19 protein-coding genes are annotated in these 16,521 nt (G+C 40.7%); 6 read left to right on the top strand and 13 right to left on the bottom strand.

Annotated elements, in window-relative coordinates; translation table 11 throughout:
* Nucleotides 1-16: 16 nt before the first annotated feature.
* The 13 genes from rpmC to rpsL all read right to left on the bottom strand — a co-directional run bounded on the left by rpmC (nt 17) and on the right by rpsL (nt 7,914).
* Nucleotides 17-208, bottom strand: coding sequence for a 50S ribosomal protein L29 (gene rpmC / locus WAO84_RS03055; protein ID WP_340063559.1), 192 nt, complete (start codon nt 206-208; stop codon nt 17-19).
* A 13-nt stretch (nt 209-221) separates the two neighbouring features.
* On the bottom strand, nt 222-641 hold the full coding sequence (rplP, locus tag WAO84_RS03050; RefSeq protein WP_340063558.1) for a 50S ribosomal protein L16: 420 nt from the start codon (nt 639-641) through the stop codon (nt 222-224).
* 19 nt (nt 642-660) lie between these two features.
* Complete coding sequence (rpsC, locus tag WAO84_RS03045) at nt 661-1,377, bottom strand: 30S ribosomal protein S3 (protein WP_340063557.1); 717 nt, start codon at nt 1,375-1,377, stop codon at nt 661-663.
* An 8-nt stretch (nt 1,378-1,385) separates the two neighbouring features.
* On the bottom strand, nt 1,386-1,793 hold the full coding sequence (gene rplV, locus WAO84_RS03040) for a 50S ribosomal protein L22 (protein WP_340063556.1): 408 nt from the start codon (nt 1,791-1,793) through the stop codon (nt 1,386-1,388).
* A gap of 9 nt (nt 1,794-1,802) precedes the next feature.
* On the bottom strand, nt 1,803-2,081 hold the full coding sequence (gene rpsS, locus WAO84_RS03035) for a 30S ribosomal protein S19 (RefSeq protein WP_013621716.1): 279 nt from the start codon (nt 2,079-2,081) through the stop codon (nt 1,803-1,805).
* 12 nt (nt 2,082-2,093) lie between these two features.
* Entirely contained in the window at nt 2,094-2,918 is an 825-nt protein-coding gene (gene rplB, locus WAO84_RS03030; RefSeq protein ID WP_340063555.1) for a 50S ribosomal protein L2, read from the bottom strand.
* A 14-nt stretch (nt 2,919-2,932) separates the two neighbouring features.
* A complete protein-coding gene (rplW, locus tag WAO84_RS03025; protein ID WP_340063554.1) occupies nt 2,933-3,223 on the bottom strand; it encodes a 50S ribosomal protein L23 in 291 nt (96 codons plus the stop codon).
* 8 nt (nt 3,224-3,231) lie between these two features.
* Complete coding sequence (rplD, locus tag WAO84_RS03020; RefSeq protein WP_340063553.1) at nt 3,232-3,861, bottom strand: 50S ribosomal protein L4; 630 nt, start codon at nt 3,859-3,861, stop codon at nt 3,232-3,234.
* Complete coding sequence (gene rplC / locus WAO84_RS03015) at nt 3,861-4,478, bottom strand: 50S ribosomal protein L3 (RefSeq protein WP_340063552.1); 618 nt, start codon at nt 4,476-4,478, stop codon at nt 3,861-3,863. The genes rplD and rplC overlap by 1 nt, the downstream gene beginning before the upstream one ends.
* A gap of 88 nt (nt 4,479-4,566) precedes the next feature.
* Nucleotides 4,567-4,872 carry a 30S ribosomal protein S10 gene (gene rpsJ, locus WAO84_RS03010; RefSeq protein ID WP_121062851.1) on the bottom strand — a complete coding sequence of 102 codons (306 nt, stop codon included), beginning with the start codon at nt 4,870-4,872 and terminating at the stop codon, nt 4,567-4,569.
* A gap of 11 nt (nt 4,873-4,883) precedes the next feature.
* Nucleotides 4,884-7,010, bottom strand: a complete 2,127-nt coding sequence (fusA, locus tag WAO84_RS03005; RefSeq protein ID WP_340063551.1) for an elongation factor G — start codon at nt 7,008-7,010, stop codon at nt 4,884-4,886.
* A 24-nt stretch (nt 7,011-7,034) separates the two neighbouring features.
* Nucleotides 7,035-7,511 (bottom strand): 30S ribosomal protein S7, encoded by a 477-nt coding sequence (gene rpsG, locus WAO84_RS03000; protein ID WP_340063550.1) that lies wholly within the window; start codon nt 7,509-7,511, stop codon nt 7,035-7,037.
* Between the two features lie 22 nt (nt 7,512-7,533).
* Nucleotides 7,534-7,914, bottom strand: coding sequence for a 30S ribosomal protein S12 (gene rpsL / locus WAO84_RS02995; protein WP_340063549.1), 381 nt, complete (start codon nt 7,912-7,914; stop codon nt 7,534-7,536).
* A 554-nt stretch (nt 7,915-8,468) separates the two neighbouring features.
* Between rpsL and WAO84_RS02990 the strand changes: the two genes are divergently transcribed.
* The 6 genes from WAO84_RS02990 to WAO84_RS02965 all read left to right on the top strand — a co-directional run bounded on the left by WAO84_RS02990 (nt 8,469) and on the right by WAO84_RS02965 (nt 16,367).
* The gene (locus WAO84_RS02990) at nt 8,469-11,753 is read left to right on the top strand and encodes a SusC/RagA family TonB-linked outer membrane protein (RefSeq protein ID WP_340063548.1); all 3,285 of its coding nucleotides are present in this window, start codon (nt 8,469-8,471) and stop codon (nt 11,751-11,753) included.
* 18 nt (nt 11,754-11,771) lie between these two features.
* Nucleotides 11,772-13,430, top strand: coding sequence for a SusD/RagB family nutrient-binding outer membrane lipoprotein (locus tag WAO84_RS02985; protein WP_340063547.1), 1,659 nt, complete (start codon nt 11,772-11,774; stop codon nt 13,428-13,430).
* Between the two features lie 20 nt (nt 13,431-13,450).
* Nucleotides 13,451-14,317, top strand: coding sequence for a hypothetical protein (locus WAO84_RS02980; protein ID WP_340063546.1), 867 nt, complete (start codon nt 13,451-13,453; stop codon nt 14,315-14,317).
* 131 nt (nt 14,318-14,448) lie between these two features.
* The gene (gene rlmB / locus WAO84_RS02975; protein ID WP_340063545.1) at nt 14,449-15,183 is read left to right on the top strand and encodes a 23S rRNA (guanosine(2251)-2'-O)-methyltransferase RlmB; all 735 of its coding nucleotides are present in this window, start codon (nt 14,449-14,451) and stop codon (nt 15,181-15,183) included.
* A gap of 639 nt (nt 15,184-15,822) precedes the next feature.
* Entirely contained in the window at nt 15,823-16,011 is a 189-nt protein-coding gene (locus WAO84_RS02970) for a hypothetical protein (RefSeq protein WP_340063544.1), read from the top strand.
* A gap of 158 nt (nt 16,012-16,169) precedes the next feature.
* The gene (locus tag WAO84_RS02965; RefSeq protein ID WP_340063964.1) at nt 16,170-16,367 is read left to right on the top strand and encodes a TrmH family RNA methyltransferase; all 198 of its coding nucleotides are present in this window, start codon (nt 16,170-16,172) and stop codon (nt 16,365-16,367) included.
* Nucleotides 16,368-16,521: the final 154 nt, after the last annotated feature.

Genomic DNA, 16,521 nt, shown 5'->3' with positions numbered 1-16,521 from the left:
CGTAAGCAGGATCGAATTATTGTAATTCTCTCTTTGTGAGCTCAGTGGCCAGTCTTGCTACCGTTCTTCTTACTTTTCTAAGTTGAAGAGGGTTCTCAAGAGGTGTTACGGCATGAGCCATTTTTAAGTCTGCGTAATTCTTTTTGAATTCACCAAGCTTTTCTTCTAGCTCAGCAGTAGATAATTCTATAATTTCTGACTGTCTCATAAATCAATACTTGTTAAGCAGCATAATCTCTAGCTACGACAAACTTGGTTTTTACTGGAAGTTTTTGAGCTGCCAGACGTAATGCCTCTTTGGCTACATCTAAAGGTACCCCTCCAACTTCAAACATGATCCTGCCTGGTTTTACCACAGCGGCCCAATATTCCGGCGCACCTTTTCCTTTACCCATACGTACCTCGAGAGGTTTCTTGGTAATAGGCTTGTCCGGGAAGATCTTTATCCATAATTGCCCTTCCCTTTTCATATAACGGGTAGCTGCAATACGAGCTGCTTCAATTTGCCGAGCTGTGATAAATGACGAATCCAATGATTTAATACCAAACATACCATTTGAAAGCTGGTTCCCTCTTTGAGAAACCCCTTTCATACGGCCTTTCTGCATTTTACGGTATTTGGTTCTTTTTGGCTGTAACATTTTTCTTTACTTTAAAAAATTACTTTCTTCGGCGGGCTTTTTTAGCTCCGGCTCCTGTGTTTTTAGCTCCTTGCTTTTTGGACATACCAACCAGAGGAGATAATTCTCTTTTGCCGTAAACCTCGCCTTTCATGATCCACACCTTTACTCCCAGTCTTCCATACGTAGTATGCGCTTCGGCTAATGCATAATCAATATCAGCCCTGAAAGTGGATAACGGAATTCTTCCGTCTTTATACGTTTCCGAACGTGCCATTTCAGCACCGTTTAAACGTCCTGAGATCATAACCTTAATTCCTTCGGCATTCATTCTCATAGCGGCAGCAATAGCCATTTTTATAGCACGTCGGTAAGATATTCTACTCTCAATTTGACGTGCAATGCTTGCTGCTACAAGATTGGCATCTAACTCGGGTCTTTTAATTTCAAAGATGTTGATCTGAACCTCCTTCTCTGTGATCTTTTTAAGCTCTTCTTTCAGCTTGTCTACCTCCTGGCCGCCTTTACCAATAATAATACCGGGTCTTGCAGTGGTGATAGTAACGGTTACAAGCTTAAGTGTACGCTCAATAATCACTCTTGAAACACTAGCTTTTGATAGACGCGCATGAACATACTTGCGTATCTTATCGTCTTCGGCAAGTTTATCGCCGTAGTCATTACCTCCGTACCAGTTGGACTCCCATCCTCTGATAATACCCAGACGATTTCCGATTGGATTTGTTTTTTGTCCCATTATCTATCTTAGCTTTGTGTATTATTAGATTCTCCAAGCACAAGTGTAACATGATTGGAGCGCTTTCTTATTCTGTGTGCTCTCCCCTGAGGTGCAGGACGCAGTCTTTTCAACATGGCGCCTCCATCTACTTTGATCTCTTTAATAAAAAGATCTGCCTCTTCCAAAGTGGTTTCTTCATTTTTAGCCTGCCAGTTAGCTATAGCAGACAAAAGAAGTTTTTCCAGTTTTCGGGATGCTTCTTTTTGACTAAATTTTAAAATAGCAAGTGCCTTTTCTACTTTCTCACCTCTCACCAAATCAGCCATAAGCCTCATTTTTCTAGGCGAAGTAGGGCAGTTATTTAACTTTGCAAATGCCACATTACGTTTGGCTTCTTTTATTTGCGCTGCTCTTTCTTTTTTACGAACTCCCATGGCTTCCTGTTATTTTTTTCCTTTATTTTTTGCACCAGCATGCCCTCTAAAAGAACGTGTTGGTGAAAATTCTCCTAACTTATGCCCCACCATGTTCTCGGTAACATATACCGGAACAAACTGGCGGCCATTGTGAACAGCAATGGTTTGACCTACAAAATCCGGGGTAATCATAGAAGCACGAGACCAGGTTTTGATAACTGCTTTTTTACCGGATTCTACGTTTTGCTGAACCTTTTTTTCAAGACTATAGTGAACGTAAGGTCCTTTTTTTAATGAACGTGCCATCTTTTTCTACTTTTATTTCTTTCTACGTTCTACAATATACTTATTACTCGCTTTGGTTTTAGAACGTGTTCTGAAACCTTTGGCAGGCAGACCTTTTCTTGATCTTGGGTGTCCTCCGGAAGCTCTTCCTTCACCACCACCCATTGGGTGGTCAACAGGGTTCATAGCTACCGGTCTGGTTCTTGGTCTTCTACCCAACCATCTGCTTCTACCGGCTTTTCCAGACACAATTAACTGGTGATCTGAATTTGACACCGCCCCTATGGTAGCCAGACAATCTGACATTATCATACGGGTTTCTCCGGAAGGAAGCTTAATAGTTGCATACTTACCTTCTCTCGCCATTAACTGAGCAAAGGCACCTGCAGAACGAGCCATTACCGCTCCCTGACCGGGGCGAAGCTCTATACAAGAAATTATAGTACCAAGAGGCACTTCACTAAGAGGCATCGCATTTCCAATTTCCGGAGCCGAACCGGTCCCGGAAATTACTTTTTGACCTACCTGTAATCCGTTCTGAGCAATGATATAACTCTTTTCTCCATCTGCATAAACTATTAATGCTATGAAGGCAGTTCTGTTAGGATCATATTGAATGGAATCTACCGTAGCTTCAACACCTACTTTGTTTCTCTTAAAATCAACAATACGGTACTTTCTTTTATGACCACCACCTTTGTAGCGCATGGTCATCTTTCCTTGACTGTTTCTTCCCCCAGACTTTTTTAACGGAGTAAGCAAGCTTTTCTCCGGCTTATCAGTAGTAATCGCGTCAAATCCGTTTACTACTCTAAAACGCTGCCCCGGGGTAATCGGTTTTAATTTTCTAACTGACATTTGTTGTCTTCAGTTTATAAATTACTATAAAAATCAATGGCATCACCTTCTGCTACCTGAATAATGGCTTTCTTAAAACCACTGGTTTTTCCATGTTGGATACCGGTTTTCGTGTAGCGGGTTTTTCTGGAAGGACCATAATTCATGGTTCTTACCTTTTCGACAGATACGCCATAAGCCGACTCAACGGCATCTTTAATCTCCAGCTTATTTGCTTTTGAATCTACAATGAAACCATAGCGATTGTACGCTTCGCTTTCAGCGGTCATTTTCTCCGTAATAATGGGTTTTATTAACACACTCATTTGGCTTCTTATTTAGTTAAATTCGATTCAATTCCTTCTAAAGCACCCTCTACAAACACTAAATTATTTGCATTAACTATTTTGTAAGTACTTAATTCTGAGCTAGTTACAACCTCAGAGGTCTTTAAATTGCGTGACGACAAATATACATTATTATTTGAATCGCCCAACACAAACAAAGATTTTTTATTTTCTAATCCCAACGCTTTCAAAACATTGACAAAATCTTTGGTCTTGGGAGCTTCAAAACTAAAGTCTTCAAGTATCACTATAGATTGCTCTTTGGCCTTTATACTAAGAGCCGATTTTCGAGCAATTTTCTTTACATTTTTATTAAGACTTTTTGAATAGCTTCTAGGACGTGGCCCGAAAACTCTACCTCCACCAACAAAAAGAGGATTCTTTATACTACCGGCTCTGGCAGTACCTGTTCCTTTTTGCTTCTTTATCTTACGGGTACTCCCTGCAATTTCAGCACGCTCTTTAGCTTTATGCGTACCTTGGCGTTGATTGGCCAGGTATTGGTTTACATCAAGATAAACAGCATGCGTGTTGGGGTCTATACCGAAAACCTCATCAGAAAGCGTTACTTTTCTACCGGTTTCTTTTCCGTTTATATCTAATACTGATAATTCCATTACTTCTGAATGATTACATAAGCATTTTTGTGTCCCGGAACACAACCTTTTACTACAATAAGGTTCTTTTCAGGAACTACTTTCAATACTCTTAAGTTTTGAACTGTTACTTTCTCACCGCCCATTCTTCCTGCCATACGCATTCCTTTGAATACTCTGGAAGGATATGAAGACGCTCCAATAGATCCCGGAGCTCTGAGACGGTTGTGCTGACCATGCGTGGCCTGACCAACTCCTCCAAAACCGTGTCTTTTAACAACTCCCTGAAACCCTTTTCCTTTTGATGTACCTGATACATCAACAAATTCTCCTTCTATAAAGTGATCTACCATAACGGTATCACCTAACTTGTAATCACCTTCAAAACCCTGGAATTCAACAACTTTTTTCTTGGGAGATACGCCTGCTTTCTTAAAATGTCCCATTTCGGACTTATTAGCACGCTTTTCTGCCTTGTCATCGAAACCAAGTTGCAGAGCATTGTACCCATCAACTTCTTCGGTTCTGACTTGGGTAACTACACATGGACCAGCTTCAATAACGGTACAGGGAACATTTTTCCCGTTCTCGTCAAAAATACTGGTCATGCCTACTTTTTTACCTATTAACCCAGACATAAATTAAATATTAAATAAATAGTTATTATTCATAAGAATTCAGGATCAATACGACCATCGATCCTGAATCTTTTTATTCTTTACGATATCACACTTTAATCTCCACTTCTACTCCGCTGGGCAATTCCAGTTTCATAAGCGCATCAATGGTCTTAGAAGAAGAACTGTAAATATCCAGAAGTCTTTTATAAGAGCTTAACTGAAACTGTTCTCTTGATTTTTTATTTACGTGCGGTGAACGCAATACCGTAAATATTTTCTTGTGTGTTGGTAACGGAATCGGACCCGTTACTACTGCTCCGGTAGTTTTTACCGTTTTAACGATCTTCTCTGCAGATTTATCTACCAGGCTGTGATCGTATGATTTCAGTTTTATTCTGATTTTCTGACTCATTTTCAATAGTATTAGGCGGTTACTCCTTTAGTTGCTTTAATAACTTCTTCTGCGATGTTAGAAGGAGTTTCAGCATAATGCGAAAATTCCATAACAGAAGTTGCTCTACCGGAAGAAAGTGTTCTTAGGGAAGTAACGTATCCAAACATTTCAGAAAGAGGCACTTCTGCCTTAATCACTTTAGATCCGGCCCGGTCATCCATATTATTAACCTGCCCCCGTCTTCTGTTAAGATCACCTACAATATCCCCCATGTTTTCTTCTGGAGTTAGTACTTCCAGCTTCATGATAGGCTCCATAAGAACAGCGCGGGCTGCTTTTGCTGCTGCTTTATAACCTATTTTGGCTGCCAGTTCAAAAGAAAGTGAATCAGAATCCACAGGGTGGAAAGAACCATCCTTAAGAACAATTTTCATAGAATCCATTTCAAAACCAGCTAAAGGACCATTTTTCATAGCCTCTTTAAAGCCTTTTTCAACAGAAGGAATATATTCTCTTGGTATATTACCTCCTTTGATTTCGTTTTTGAACTCAAGACCTGATTTACCTTCTTCAGCAGGCTCCATAGTAAATACAATATCTGCGAATTTACCACGGCCACCGGTCTGTTTTTTGTAAACTTCACGGTGATCTGCCGAAGCTGTAATTGCCTCTTTGTATTCTACCTGAGGCTGTCCCTGACTTACTTCTACTTTAAATTCTCTTCGCAGTCGGTCTACAATAATATCCAAGTGAAGTTCTCCCATACCAGATATAATGGTTTGCCCGGAAGCTTCATCGGTTTTCACCTGAAAAGTAGGATCTTCTTCGGCAAGCTTTCCGAGTGCCATACCCAGCTTATCAACATCAGCTTTGGTTTTGGGCTCTACCGCAATACCAATAACCGGATCGGGGAATACCATACTTTCTAAAACAATAGGATGTTTTTCATTAGAAAGGGTATCACCTGTTTTAATATCTTTAAAACCAACCGCTGCGCCTATATCTCCCGCCTCAATATACTCAATGGCGTTTTGTTTATTGGCATGCATTTGGTAAATACGTGAAATTCTCTCTTTATTTCCGGAGCGTGTATTCAGCACATATGAACCGGCATCCAGCCTACCTGAATACGCTCTAAAAAATGCAAGACGCCCTACATAAGGGTCTGTAGCAATCTTAAAAGCAAGTGCGCTAAAAGGCTCCTTAGGATCGGGTTTTCTGGAAACTTCTTCCTCTGTATCCGGATTGATTCCTACAATAGCATCTTTGTCAATAGGCGAAGGCAAATAACGGCAAACAGCATCTAAAAGAAACTGAACTCCTTTATTTTTAAAAGAAGAACCACACACCATAGGAATGATACTCATATCCATAACGGCTGCACGAAGCGCCTTGTGGATCTCATCTTCGGTAATAGACTCTTCGTCTTCGAAGAATTTCTCCATAAGTGCCTCATCATATTCTGCTACCGCTTCAATAAGTGCAGCGCGATACTCCTTCACCTCATCAGTCATATCTTCAGGAATATCGACTATATCATAAGTAGAACCAAAGTTATCATCGTGCCATACAATGGCTCTATTCTTAATAAGATCTACGATCCCTTTAAAATCTGCCTCATCACCTATAGGTAAAACAATAGGTACTGCATTAGATTTAAGCATCTCCCTTACCTGCTTACAAACATTAAGGAAGTTTGCTCCCTGGCGGTCCATTTTATTTACAAAGCCCATACGAGGTACTTTGTAATTATCTGCAAGCCTCCAGTTAGTTTCTGACTGAGGCTCTACCCCGTCAACCGCACTAAACAAGAACACCAAGCCATCTAAAACCCTCAAAGAGCGATTTACCTCCACAGTAAAATCTACGTGGCCGGGAGTATCTATTATATTAAAATGATAAGGATTTGATTCCTTGGTCAATTGCCCTTGTTGCGTTGGGAAATTCCATGTACAAGTAGTAGCAGCGGAAGTAATAGTAATACCACGCTCCTGCTCCTGCTCCATCCAGTCCATAGTAGCTGCACCATCATGCACCTCTCCTATTTTATGACTCACTCCGGTGTAAAATAAAATACGCTCGGTAGTAGTGGTCTTACCTGCATCAATATGCGCAGCAATACCTATATTTCTAGTAAATTTTAAATCTCTTGACATTTTTGTTTAATTCTATAAGGAATTTTAAAATCTAAAGTGAGAGAATGCTTTGTTTGCCTCAGCCATTTTATGAGTATCTACTCGTTTCTTAACTGCCGCTCCTTCTTCTTTGGCAGCAGCAAGAATTTCGGCCGCAAGTTTTTGCGACATGGACTTTTCATTTCGCTTTCTGGCATACCCTATTAACCATTTCATAGCCATAGAAACTTTACGATCTGGTCGTATTTGCATAGGGATCTGAAAGGTTGCCCCCCCAACTCTTCGGCTTCGCACTTCTACATGAGGCATTACATTAGATAATGCATCTTTCCACAATTCAAGGGCCGTTTTTTCTTCGTTGTTCTTCTTTTCATCTACAATGTCAATAGCATCGTAAAATACTTTGAACGCTACAGACTTCTTACCATCCCACATAAGGTTATTCACAAACCTGGTCACTAATTGGTCATTAAACCTGGGATCTGGCAACAGAGGTCTTTTTTTAGCCTGTCTTTTTCTCATTTCTTTTCGTTAAAAGTTTGTATTACTTTTTGTCTTTAGGGCGTTTAGCTCCGTATTTAGATCTGCGCTGAGTTCTGCCGGCAACACCGGCTGTATCCAACGCACCACGAACAATGTGGTATCTAACTCCGGGTAAATCCTTAACCCTTCCGCCTCTAACCAATACTATCGAGTGCTCTTGCAGATTGTGGCCTTCTCCGGGTATGTACGCATTAACCTCATTACCATTCGTAAGACGTACCCTGGCCACTTTACGCATGGCCGAATTTGGTTTCTTAGGAGTAGTAGTGTAAACACGCGTACAAACACCTCTTCTTTGAGGACACGAATCCAAAGCAGCCGATTTACTCTTCTTGGTAATCTTGGCTCTTCCTTTTCGTACTAATTGTGAAATTGTTGGCATAAATTACTTTACAGTTAATATAAATATAAAAAACCCTCGTTTTTGAGGGTTGCAAAGGTAGAAATATTTTTAAACTATTCAAACCATAAGAGATTAATTTTCAACGACTATTAATATTATAAAAAACGATGCTTAAAGCAGTGGGCTTCCATTTTGATTTCAAACAGAAAAAAAGACAGCACTCAATTAAGATATATGCATACAAAAAAAAGCATTTTTTATTGAAAAAAAACACCCTTCTTCCTCATTTTTCAGAAAACCCATTTTTCATTACCAAAAAGATTTCTTTCTTGTTTTTCCGTTTTAACTAATAAATTATTAACACGAAAAAACCTTAAAGTTTAATTGTAAAATCTACATTTTTAAACAGTTAAGTATGTATATAACACTATCTTATGTGTAAAAATCAGGCCTTTATTGTATTATCATTTTATTAATGTTTTTTTTGAATCATTATGAATTCTCAATCCATTTAACTTTTTCTTCACAAAAAAATTGGAATTTTAACTTGAATTTATGACTTTTGGTCATAGCTAATTCAAATAATTTAAAAAATGAGAACAAAGTTTAGTGGATTACTAACGCTTTTTCTGGCGTTATTAATTGTGCATGTTTCCTTTGCGCAAGAAAAGACTATCTCAGGTACGGTTACTGACCAAGCAGGCGTTCCTTTACCGGGGGTAAATATTATCGTAAAGGGAACTACCAATGGTACTCAAACAGACTTTGATGGTAATTATACCATTCAGGCTTCAGTAGGGCAAACACTTCTATTTACCTACGTGGGCCAAAAAGCTGCAGAAAGAGTCGTTGGTTCCTCCAATACCATTAATGTACAAATGGAAGAAGATGCCCAGGCACTTGAAGAGGTCATCGTGACCGCCCAGGGTATCAAAAGAGAAAAGCAGGCACTGGGGTATGCAGTGTCTGAGGTAAAAGCCGATCAGTTGGAGCAACGGGCCGAGGGAGATCTTGGTAGAGTATTAACCGGTAAAGCTTCTGGTATTCAAATCACCGCACAAAGTGGTATTTCGGGGTCGGGTACCAACATTATTATTAGAGGGCTTAGCTCTTTTAGCGGTGGTAACCAACCGCTGTTTATTGTAGATGGTGTACCTTTTAATAGTGATACCAACACCGCAGGTGCAGCCGATGGTGATGATAACGCAGGGAATGATTTCCTTAATGGTAATTTAGGTTCCAGTCGTTTTTTTGATCTGGACCCCAATAACATTGAAACCATTAACGTGTTAAAAGGTCTGGCGGCGGCCACCCTGTATGGAACAGCCGGTAGAAACGGGGTGATTCTCATCACTACCAAAAACGGTGCGGCCGGAGCTTCACGCAAAAAAAGTGAAGTAACCGTTACCTCCTCGCTTTTCTTCAATGAAATCGCTTCTATGCCTGATTATCAAAATGAATACGGGAACGGTTTTGATCAGTCTTTCGGTTGGTTTTTTAGTAACTGGGGGCCCAGTTTTCAAAGAGATGGTATTGCCGGATGGGGAAACAGCGCCTCATTTGATGAGAATGGCACCTTACCTCACCCTTATTCAACCGCTGCCGCATCTACCGGTATTCCTCAGGCATTTCCTGAATTTGACGGAGTTCGCTACGAATGGAGACCTTATAACAGTGTCGAAGATTTCTTCCGTACCGGAGTGGCAAAAACAACCGCTATTAACTACAGAGGTGCTTCCGATGACGGCAGGTATGCCTTCAATATTAACTTTAGCCACCTGGATGATGAAGGTTTTACACCAGAAAACAAAGTAATAAGAAATACTTTTGGTATTGGTGGTAAAGCCGATCTAAACAATAAATTCAGTGTTAACGGTACCCTAAACTATACACGTACCGATTTCAGATCTCCTCCGGTAGCTGCCGGTGATGGGAATGCTGTTTTTGGAGTAGTGGGAAGTTTTGAAGGGAGTACCGGTTCTTCAGTATTCTCAAATATCTTTTTTACTCCCAGAAGTGTGGATGTGATGGGACTTCCCTATGAAAACCCACTCACCGGAGCCAGTGTTTACTACCGTCAAAATAACAGTATACAACACCCGTTATGGACCGTTTTTAACGCTAAAGTTCAACAAATAACCAACCGTATTTTTGGTAACGGTACCATTCAATATGAAATCAATGACAACCTAAACATCCTTTATCGTTTGGGAGTAGATGTGAGTAGTACCAATAATATAAACCAACAGAATAAAGGAGGGGTCTCTGATGATGTGATCCTGCGAAGTGGAATATACCAGACCTGGAATGACACCAATACCATCTGGGATCACAACTTCATACTTTCAGGACAATATCAACTGTCAGATAAAGTAGGTATGTCTTTCAACCTGGGGGCTACTACCCGTAGAGAAGTACTCGATAGAAATGGTGTAAGGAGTGCAGGCCAACAGGTATTTGACGTGTTCAGACACTTTAACTTCCAGTTACAAGATGAAATACAGTTTTTCCAGGAACGAAATATAACCGGTATTTACGGGCAGGTAGATTTTGATTATGACCGATGGCTCTACCTTACCCTTGCCGGAAGGAATGACTGGGTTTCCAATTTAACACAGGATAATCGTTCCATATTCTACCCAAGTGCCAGCTTCTCGTTTATTCCCACAAGCATTGTCGATGCGTTAAAGAATAACGATTATGTAAACTACCTGAAAATACGTGCCGGGTATGGAACCTCTGCCAACTTTCCTACCGGATATCCCGTGGCTTCCCGTTTGCGTCTTGATACACAAAGATGGGTAGATGACGGAGGTTCTTTCATAGTATCTAATACCACCGATCCTTTTTTAGGAAATCCCGATCTGAAACCGGAAAGACTTGATGAAATTGAAATAGGTATTGAATCCCGTTTATTTAAAAACAGAGTCTCATTAGATGCTTCTTATTATACACGTATTACCCGTGATCTTATCGTAGATCAGGACCTTGATGCCTCTACAGGTTTCACCTTTACACAAACCAATATTGGAGAAATTGAAAGTAACGGTCTTGAAATTGACCTGGGGGTTGATATTTTCCGCTCATCTGAAGAAGGCGGACTCAACTGGAGCATTAACACCAACTGGACCACCAACGAAGTGGTCGTGAATGATCTGGGACAAAACGACGCTCAATTACTGGTATATGCCGGTATTAACGGGCTTGCTGCCAATGCTGCCATAGAAGGTGAATCATTGGGATCCATTGTCGGGAGCCGTATTCAAAGAGACGATGACGGTAACTTCGTAGTAAACAGCCAGGGAAATTATATTATCGAAGAAGGGAACTTTGTTATTGGAGATGCCATTCCTGACTGGAACCTTAACATTTCAAATAGTTTTTCATTCAAAAATTTCAATTTCAATTTCCTTCTTACATACGTTCACGGCGGTGATATTTACAGTCAAACCATCGCTACCCTGCTGGGTCGTGGTCTAACCACAGATACCGTTGATAGAGAGAATACCTTTATACTTCCCGGAGTACAGGAAAACGGACAGCCTAATAATGTACAGATCAACAATTCAGGCTATTACTTTGACAATGTTCTTTTTGGCCCTGCCGAGTTAAATATCTATGATGCCTCAGTAATACGCTTACAGGAAGTTTCTCTGGGTTATTCAGTACCCAGTAAATATCTTGAAAAAACACCTTTTGGCTCACTCTCTTTCACAGTCTCAGGTTTTAACCTTTGGTTTGATGCCATTAACACACCCGATGGTGTAAACTTTGATCCCAATGTAGCGGGGGCCGGTGTGGGTAATGCACAGGGATTCGATTTCCTGAACGGTCCAAGTTCCAGAAGATATGGGTTTAGTTTAAAAGCCACTTTCTAAAACTTAAAAACAATAACAATGAAAAGAATATATAAGTTTATAACGCTGATACTGTTTTCAGGTTTGGTTTTAAACTCATGCGAAACTACCGAACTTGATCTGACAGAAAACCCGAACTTCCTCACTCCGGAACAGGCTAATGTGGACTTCTTTCTGACCGCCATTCAGCTTAGATATGGAGATTTCATAGACAATATTGGCTTTACAGGAAGCCGTCTTGTACGTATGGATGTATTACTGGAAAGAAACTATCTCAACGCCTTCGCTCCCGTAGATTTTGATGATGAATGGGATGATGCCTACCGCGAGGTCCTTGCCGATATACGGGCAATGCAACCTCTGGCAACCGAAGCCGGACAATACAGACACCTTGCCATTGCCAATGTAATAGAAGCCGACCTTATGGTTACTCTGGTAGATTATTTTGGTGATGTACCCTACGAAGAAGCTGTTCAGGCACCAGAAAATCTGAATCCTAAATTAGATAACGGAGAAGATATTTATGCAGCCGCTTTAGCACTTCTCGATCAGGCAATTATCAACTTCAATCTGGATGACCCGTCATCAGAACCAGAAAATGATTTCTTTTACAATAATGATTATGACAAGTGGATAAAACTGGTGAATACACTCAAAATGAAGATCTATCTCCAGAGTCGTCTCGTTAATCCCGATGCACTAAATCAGTTTAATGCCATAGTTACTTCCGGAGATTATATTACAGATACCGCAGATGATTTTGAGTTTCCCTGGGGCACCAACGAAGCACAACCCGACAATCGCCATCCCAGTTATGCAGATAATTATACTCCTACCGGGGGAATAACCTATATGTCAAACTGGTTAATGAATTATATGCAGGAGAGTAATGATCCCAGATTACGCTACTATTTCTACCGCCAGGTAGCCGTTATGCCCGGAGAAGGTGGTACGGCACCAGATGAAGAAAGTCTGCGCTGCTCTTTACAAGATGCGCCTCTGCATTACGTTGACGGAGGGTTTACGTTCTGTAGTCTGCCCAATGGATATTGGGGTCGCGACCACGGTGATGATGAAGGTATTCCACCAGACGGGCTGCTGAGAACTATTTACGGTGTGTATCCTGCTGCCGGTATGTTTGACGATGATCGTTTTGAAGGAGTAGAACAAGGCCTGGGTGGCGGTGGTGCAGGAATTACTCCGATCATGTTGGCCTCTTGGGTAGATTTTATGAGGGCAGAAGTAGCCATGATAAATAATGACCCTGGCGGGGCACAGCAGTTTGTGCTGGATGGATTGCAAAAATCTATAGCCAAAGTAGTAACATTTGGAGGCCTGGATGGAGACGCTGATCTTTCATTTGCACCCACATCCACCGATATTCAAGATTATATAAATAATGTTAACGCAGACTTTAGCGCAGCAGGCTCTGATGAGGATCGATGGAATATTCTTTCTGAACAATTTTGGGTTGCTGCTTTCGGAAACGGTACCCCTAATTATAATTTTTATAGAAGAACAGGGTTCCCTACCACCTTACAACCTAACAGAGAGCCACAACCAGGAGGGTTTATGCGATCATTACGTTATCCGGCCAATGCACTTAACAACTCATCTATTCAACCTAGAAACGATGTTACCGAACAAGTGTTTTGGGATACGAATCCGGGATCTCCAGGGTTTCCCGTTGCCAACTAATAATTTAAAATTGTCAAGAAATGAGAAAAATAAATAAAATAGTCGCATTAGGTCTCTCTGCCCTGGCACTGTCTTGCAGCAATGACGATAATGCCATTGATAAGTTGTTTGAAAATACAACCAGAGGTGCCATTTTACGAACAGTTGAGATTACCAGTGGCACCTTTAATGTCTTTGACGAAAGCTCAGAGTTTATTGTTACACTTGAAGAACAGGATACCCAAAACGGGGGCCTGTTGGAGTCAGTTGATGTACTGGTTACTTTTATCGATAATAATGATGCCGATGGTACGGACTTCTCTAAAGACGAAGTTATGCTTACCACACTTGAAGCCAGTGCATTTAGCGAAGGGCCCTTCGGGCTGCCCAGAGCCACGTATTCCATTAGTCTTGAGGAAGTAAAAAATGCTGTAGGGTTAAGCACCGGGCAGTTCTTTGGCGGAGATCGTTTTAATTTCCGGTTTGTTCTTAATTTAACCGATGGCCGGTCTTTTAGCTTTGCAGATGCTGCCGGTACTGTGCAGTCAGGATCCTTTTTCAGATCTCCGTTTCGTTATGGTGTGGATATAAAATGTGTACCCACAGCACCCGTTCCCGGTGATTATGAACTCACCATAGAAGATAGTTTTGGAGACGGCTGGGACGGTGCATTTATTACCGTAACCATTGACGGGGTAAGTACCGATTATACTATAGAAGATGGAAGTGTAGGTGTATTTACTATCAACGTTCCCCCGGGAACCACCTCTTTAACCTTTACATACACCCCAGGCAGCTTTGAAGATGAACATTCGTACGTCCTTATTGCGCCCACCGGGGAAACCGCTGCGGCCGATGGACCCGGACCAACTCCGGGAGAAATTGTCCTCAACATTTGTAATGGATAAGCTTGTAAAAGTTTATTCAAACCATTATTTTTTATTATACTGTAGAGAAGCTGCCCTCCCGGGCAGCTTTTTGTTTCCAATAAAGCTCCTTTCTAAAAGTATAATTATGCTTTTACCTATATTTGCGCCCTATGCAACATCAAACTACCATTTACGGCATTCGTGCTGTGATAGAAGCTATAAACTCCGGTAAAACAATCGATAAGGTTTTTGTTCAGAAAGGCTTACGCGGCCCTGTTTTTAATGAACTGGAGGTTCTTATCCGCAAGCACCACATCAGTACCTCTTATGTGCCTCTGGAAAAACTCAACAGACTTACCAAAGGGAACCATCAGGGAATCGTAGCGCAAATAGCTCCGGTTGACTTTCACAATCTGGAAGATGTGGTAACCCATGTATTTGAAACAGGCGTTACCCCTTTGTTCCTTATCTTAGATCACCTTTCCGACGTAAGAAACCTGGGAGCTATTATACGAACTGCTGAATGTACGGGAGTCCATGCCATCATACTGCCCTCTAAAGGTGGTGCCCCCATTACTGCTGATACCGTAAAAACCTCTGCAGGTGCTATTTTTAATATTCCCATCTGTAAAGTAAACCACTTAAAAGATGCTGTGTACTACCTGCAGGCCTCAGGAGTAAAAGTAGTGGCCGCTACAGAAAAAGCCTCAGATACCATTTATGAGTCCGATCTTACCGTTCCGCTTGCCCTAGTTATGGGAGCAGAAGACAGTGGTGTGTCTAATGCCATTTTAAAAACCGCAGACCAATTGACCCGTTTACCCATGAAAGGAACCATAGGTTCTCTAAATGTTTCCGTAGCATGCGGTGCATTCTTATACGAAGTACTACGCCAGAGAAATTAGCCTGTCTGATAATGATCTTCGCTCTTTTTGGCTTTAAAAAACTAAACCATAGTTTTTACTATAAGTGTTTTGGATATATTATAATTCCGTCCAATGGTGTTCGATAGCAACAACCTGCCACGTATTGGCTGCATAAGTAGATGGATAGCACACAGGTAAAAAAGACCCGACCCCTGCCTAGAATATAAGTGATTTTCATCGCCCACCTGATTGAAATGTTCTACCATCAGGTTGTGCATAAGGTATTTTAAACACCCTATGCAGTGCTCCTCTGCCCTTTTTGGTATGTGCAAGCTCATCCTCGAAAGTGTCTTAATTGACATTTCAAAAACAGATAATAACCGTATATCATCACATTGCAAATACTCTCTTAAAGTCACGCCATGAATCATCCAATTTTCATTGTCTAATTCGCAATACCTATATTTTTTATCAGTTTTTAACGCTTCGCTCATTTCTGAATGAATCAAAGCCGGCATTTTACTAATGTTTTTTGTCCTCATAAGAATCCTTTTTCTACATCATTCGAATGAATCTCTTTTGCTAATTGATTTATCATAAGTTTTCGTTATTTGCTGTTTTTAGTTAGTTTTTATTTTTATTATCTTTCAATAGTATAAACTTTAAACCAAATCTATTATGCTAGAAAAATTTTTAAACCTTGGACAACTTTTAAGCAAAGAACAACTACAAAGAATTAATGGGGGTGCTTGGTCACGTAAATGGGTTTGTGAAGGAGGCTATGTGGTAGATACTGAACACTTTCCAGAGCATGGGAATGATGATGGTTCAGTACAATGTAGTTGGCAATATGTGTGGGAGGGATAATACCAGTTTAACTCTTTGAAGGAGAAAGACAAGTTTTTTACTATTCTTTCTCTTTTCTGTTCTTTTCCAGTATTCCGTATTCTTTTTGAGATAGTTGCATTATCTACGGGCTTCAGGTGTAAAAAGTAGTAGCCGCTACAGAAAAAGCCTCAGATACCATTTATGAGTCCGATCTTACTGTTCCGCTTGCCCTAGTCATGGGAGTAGAAGACAGTGTTGTGTCTAATGCCATTTTAAAAACCGCAGACCAATTGACCCGTTTACCCATGAAGGGAACCATAGGTTCTCTAAATGTTTCCGTAGCATGCGGTGCATTCTTATACGAAGTACTGCGCCAGAGAAGTTTGCTTACCTAGTGATGGCATTCACTTTTTCTTACCTTCAATCCAAAGGCTACGACTTTGTATCCGTCAGTTATTTACATTGCATATATTAGCTATACTGTGCTTATAAATACAATTACACCAACACCAGAAGCAAACTTCCGGGTTTTGGTTTAATAACACAATT

Source organism: Ascidiimonas aurantiaca, from assembly GCF_037646345.1.
Classification (GTDB): domain Bacteria; phylum Bacteroidota; class Bacteroidia; order Flavobacteriales; family Flavobacteriaceae; genus Ascidiimonas; species Ascidiimonas aurantiaca.
This window is presented reverse-complemented; position numbering and strand designations above follow the sequence as displayed.

Excerpts from the sequence above, each read along its gene's own strand:
- rpmC (WP_340063559.1), bottom strand. The coding sequence starts at position 208 with ATGAGACAGTCAGAAATTATAGAATTATCTACTGCTGAGCTAGAAGAA.
- rplP (WP_340063558.1), bottom strand. The coding sequence starts at position 641 with ATGTTACAGCCAAAAAGAACCAAATACCGTAAAATGCAGAAAGGCCGT.
- rpsC (WP_340063557.1), bottom strand. The coding sequence starts at position 1,377 with ATGGGACAAAAAACAAATCCAATCGGAAATCGTCTGGGTATTATCAGA.
- rplV (WP_340063556.1), bottom strand. The coding sequence starts at position 1,793 with ATGGGAGTTCGTAAAAAAGAAAGAGCAGCGCAAATAAAAGAAGCCAAA.
- rpsS (WP_013621716.1), bottom strand. The coding sequence starts at position 2,081 with ATGGCACGTTCATTAAAAAAAGGACCTTACGTTCACTATAGTCTTGAA.
- rplB (WP_340063555.1), bottom strand. The coding sequence starts at position 2,918 with ATGTCAGTTAGAAAATTAAAACCGATTACCCCGGGGCAGCGTTTTAGA.
- rplW (WP_340063554.1), bottom strand. The coding sequence starts at position 3,223 with ATGAGTGTGTTAATAAAACCCATTATTACGGAGAAAATGACCGCTGAA.
- rplD (WP_340063553.1), bottom strand. The coding sequence starts at position 3,861 with ATGGAATTATCAGTATTAGATATAAACGGAAAAGAAACCGGTAGAAAA.
- rplC (WP_340063552.1), bottom strand. The coding sequence starts at position 4,478 with ATGTCTGGGTTAATAGGTAAAAAAGTAGGCATGACCAGTATTTTTGAC.
- rpsJ (WP_121062851.1), bottom strand. The coding sequence starts at position 4,872 with ATGAGTCAGAAAATCAGAATAAAACTGAAATCATACGATCACAGCCTG.
- fusA (WP_340063551.1), bottom strand. The coding sequence starts at position 7,010 with ATGTCAAGAGATTTAAAATTTACTAGAAATATAGGTATTGCTGCGCAT.
- rpsG (WP_340063550.1), bottom strand. The coding sequence starts at position 7,511 with ATGAGAAAAAGACAGGCTAAAAAAAGACCTCTGTTGCCAGATCCCAGG.
- rpsL (WP_340063549.1), bottom strand. The coding sequence starts at position 7,914 with ATGCCAACAATTTCACAATTAGTACGAAAAGGAAGAGCCAAGATTACC.
- WAO84_RS02990 (WP_340063548.1), top strand. The coding sequence starts at position 8,469 with ATGAGAACAAAGTTTAGTGGATTACTAACGCTTTTTCTGGCGTTATTA.
- WAO84_RS02985 (WP_340063547.1), top strand. The coding sequence starts at position 11,772 with ATGAAAAGAATATATAAGTTTATAACGCTGATACTGTTTTCAGGTTTG.
- WAO84_RS02980 (WP_340063546.1), top strand. The coding sequence starts at position 13,451 with ATGAGAAAAATAAATAAAATAGTCGCATTAGGTCTCTCTGCCCTGGCA.
- rlmB (WP_340063545.1), top strand. The coding sequence starts at position 14,449 with ATGCAACATCAAACTACCATTTACGGCATTCGTGCTGTGATAGAAGCT.
- WAO84_RS02970 (WP_340063544.1), top strand. The coding sequence starts at position 15,823 with ATGCTAGAAAAATTTTTAAACCTTGGACAACTTTTAAGCAAAGAACAA.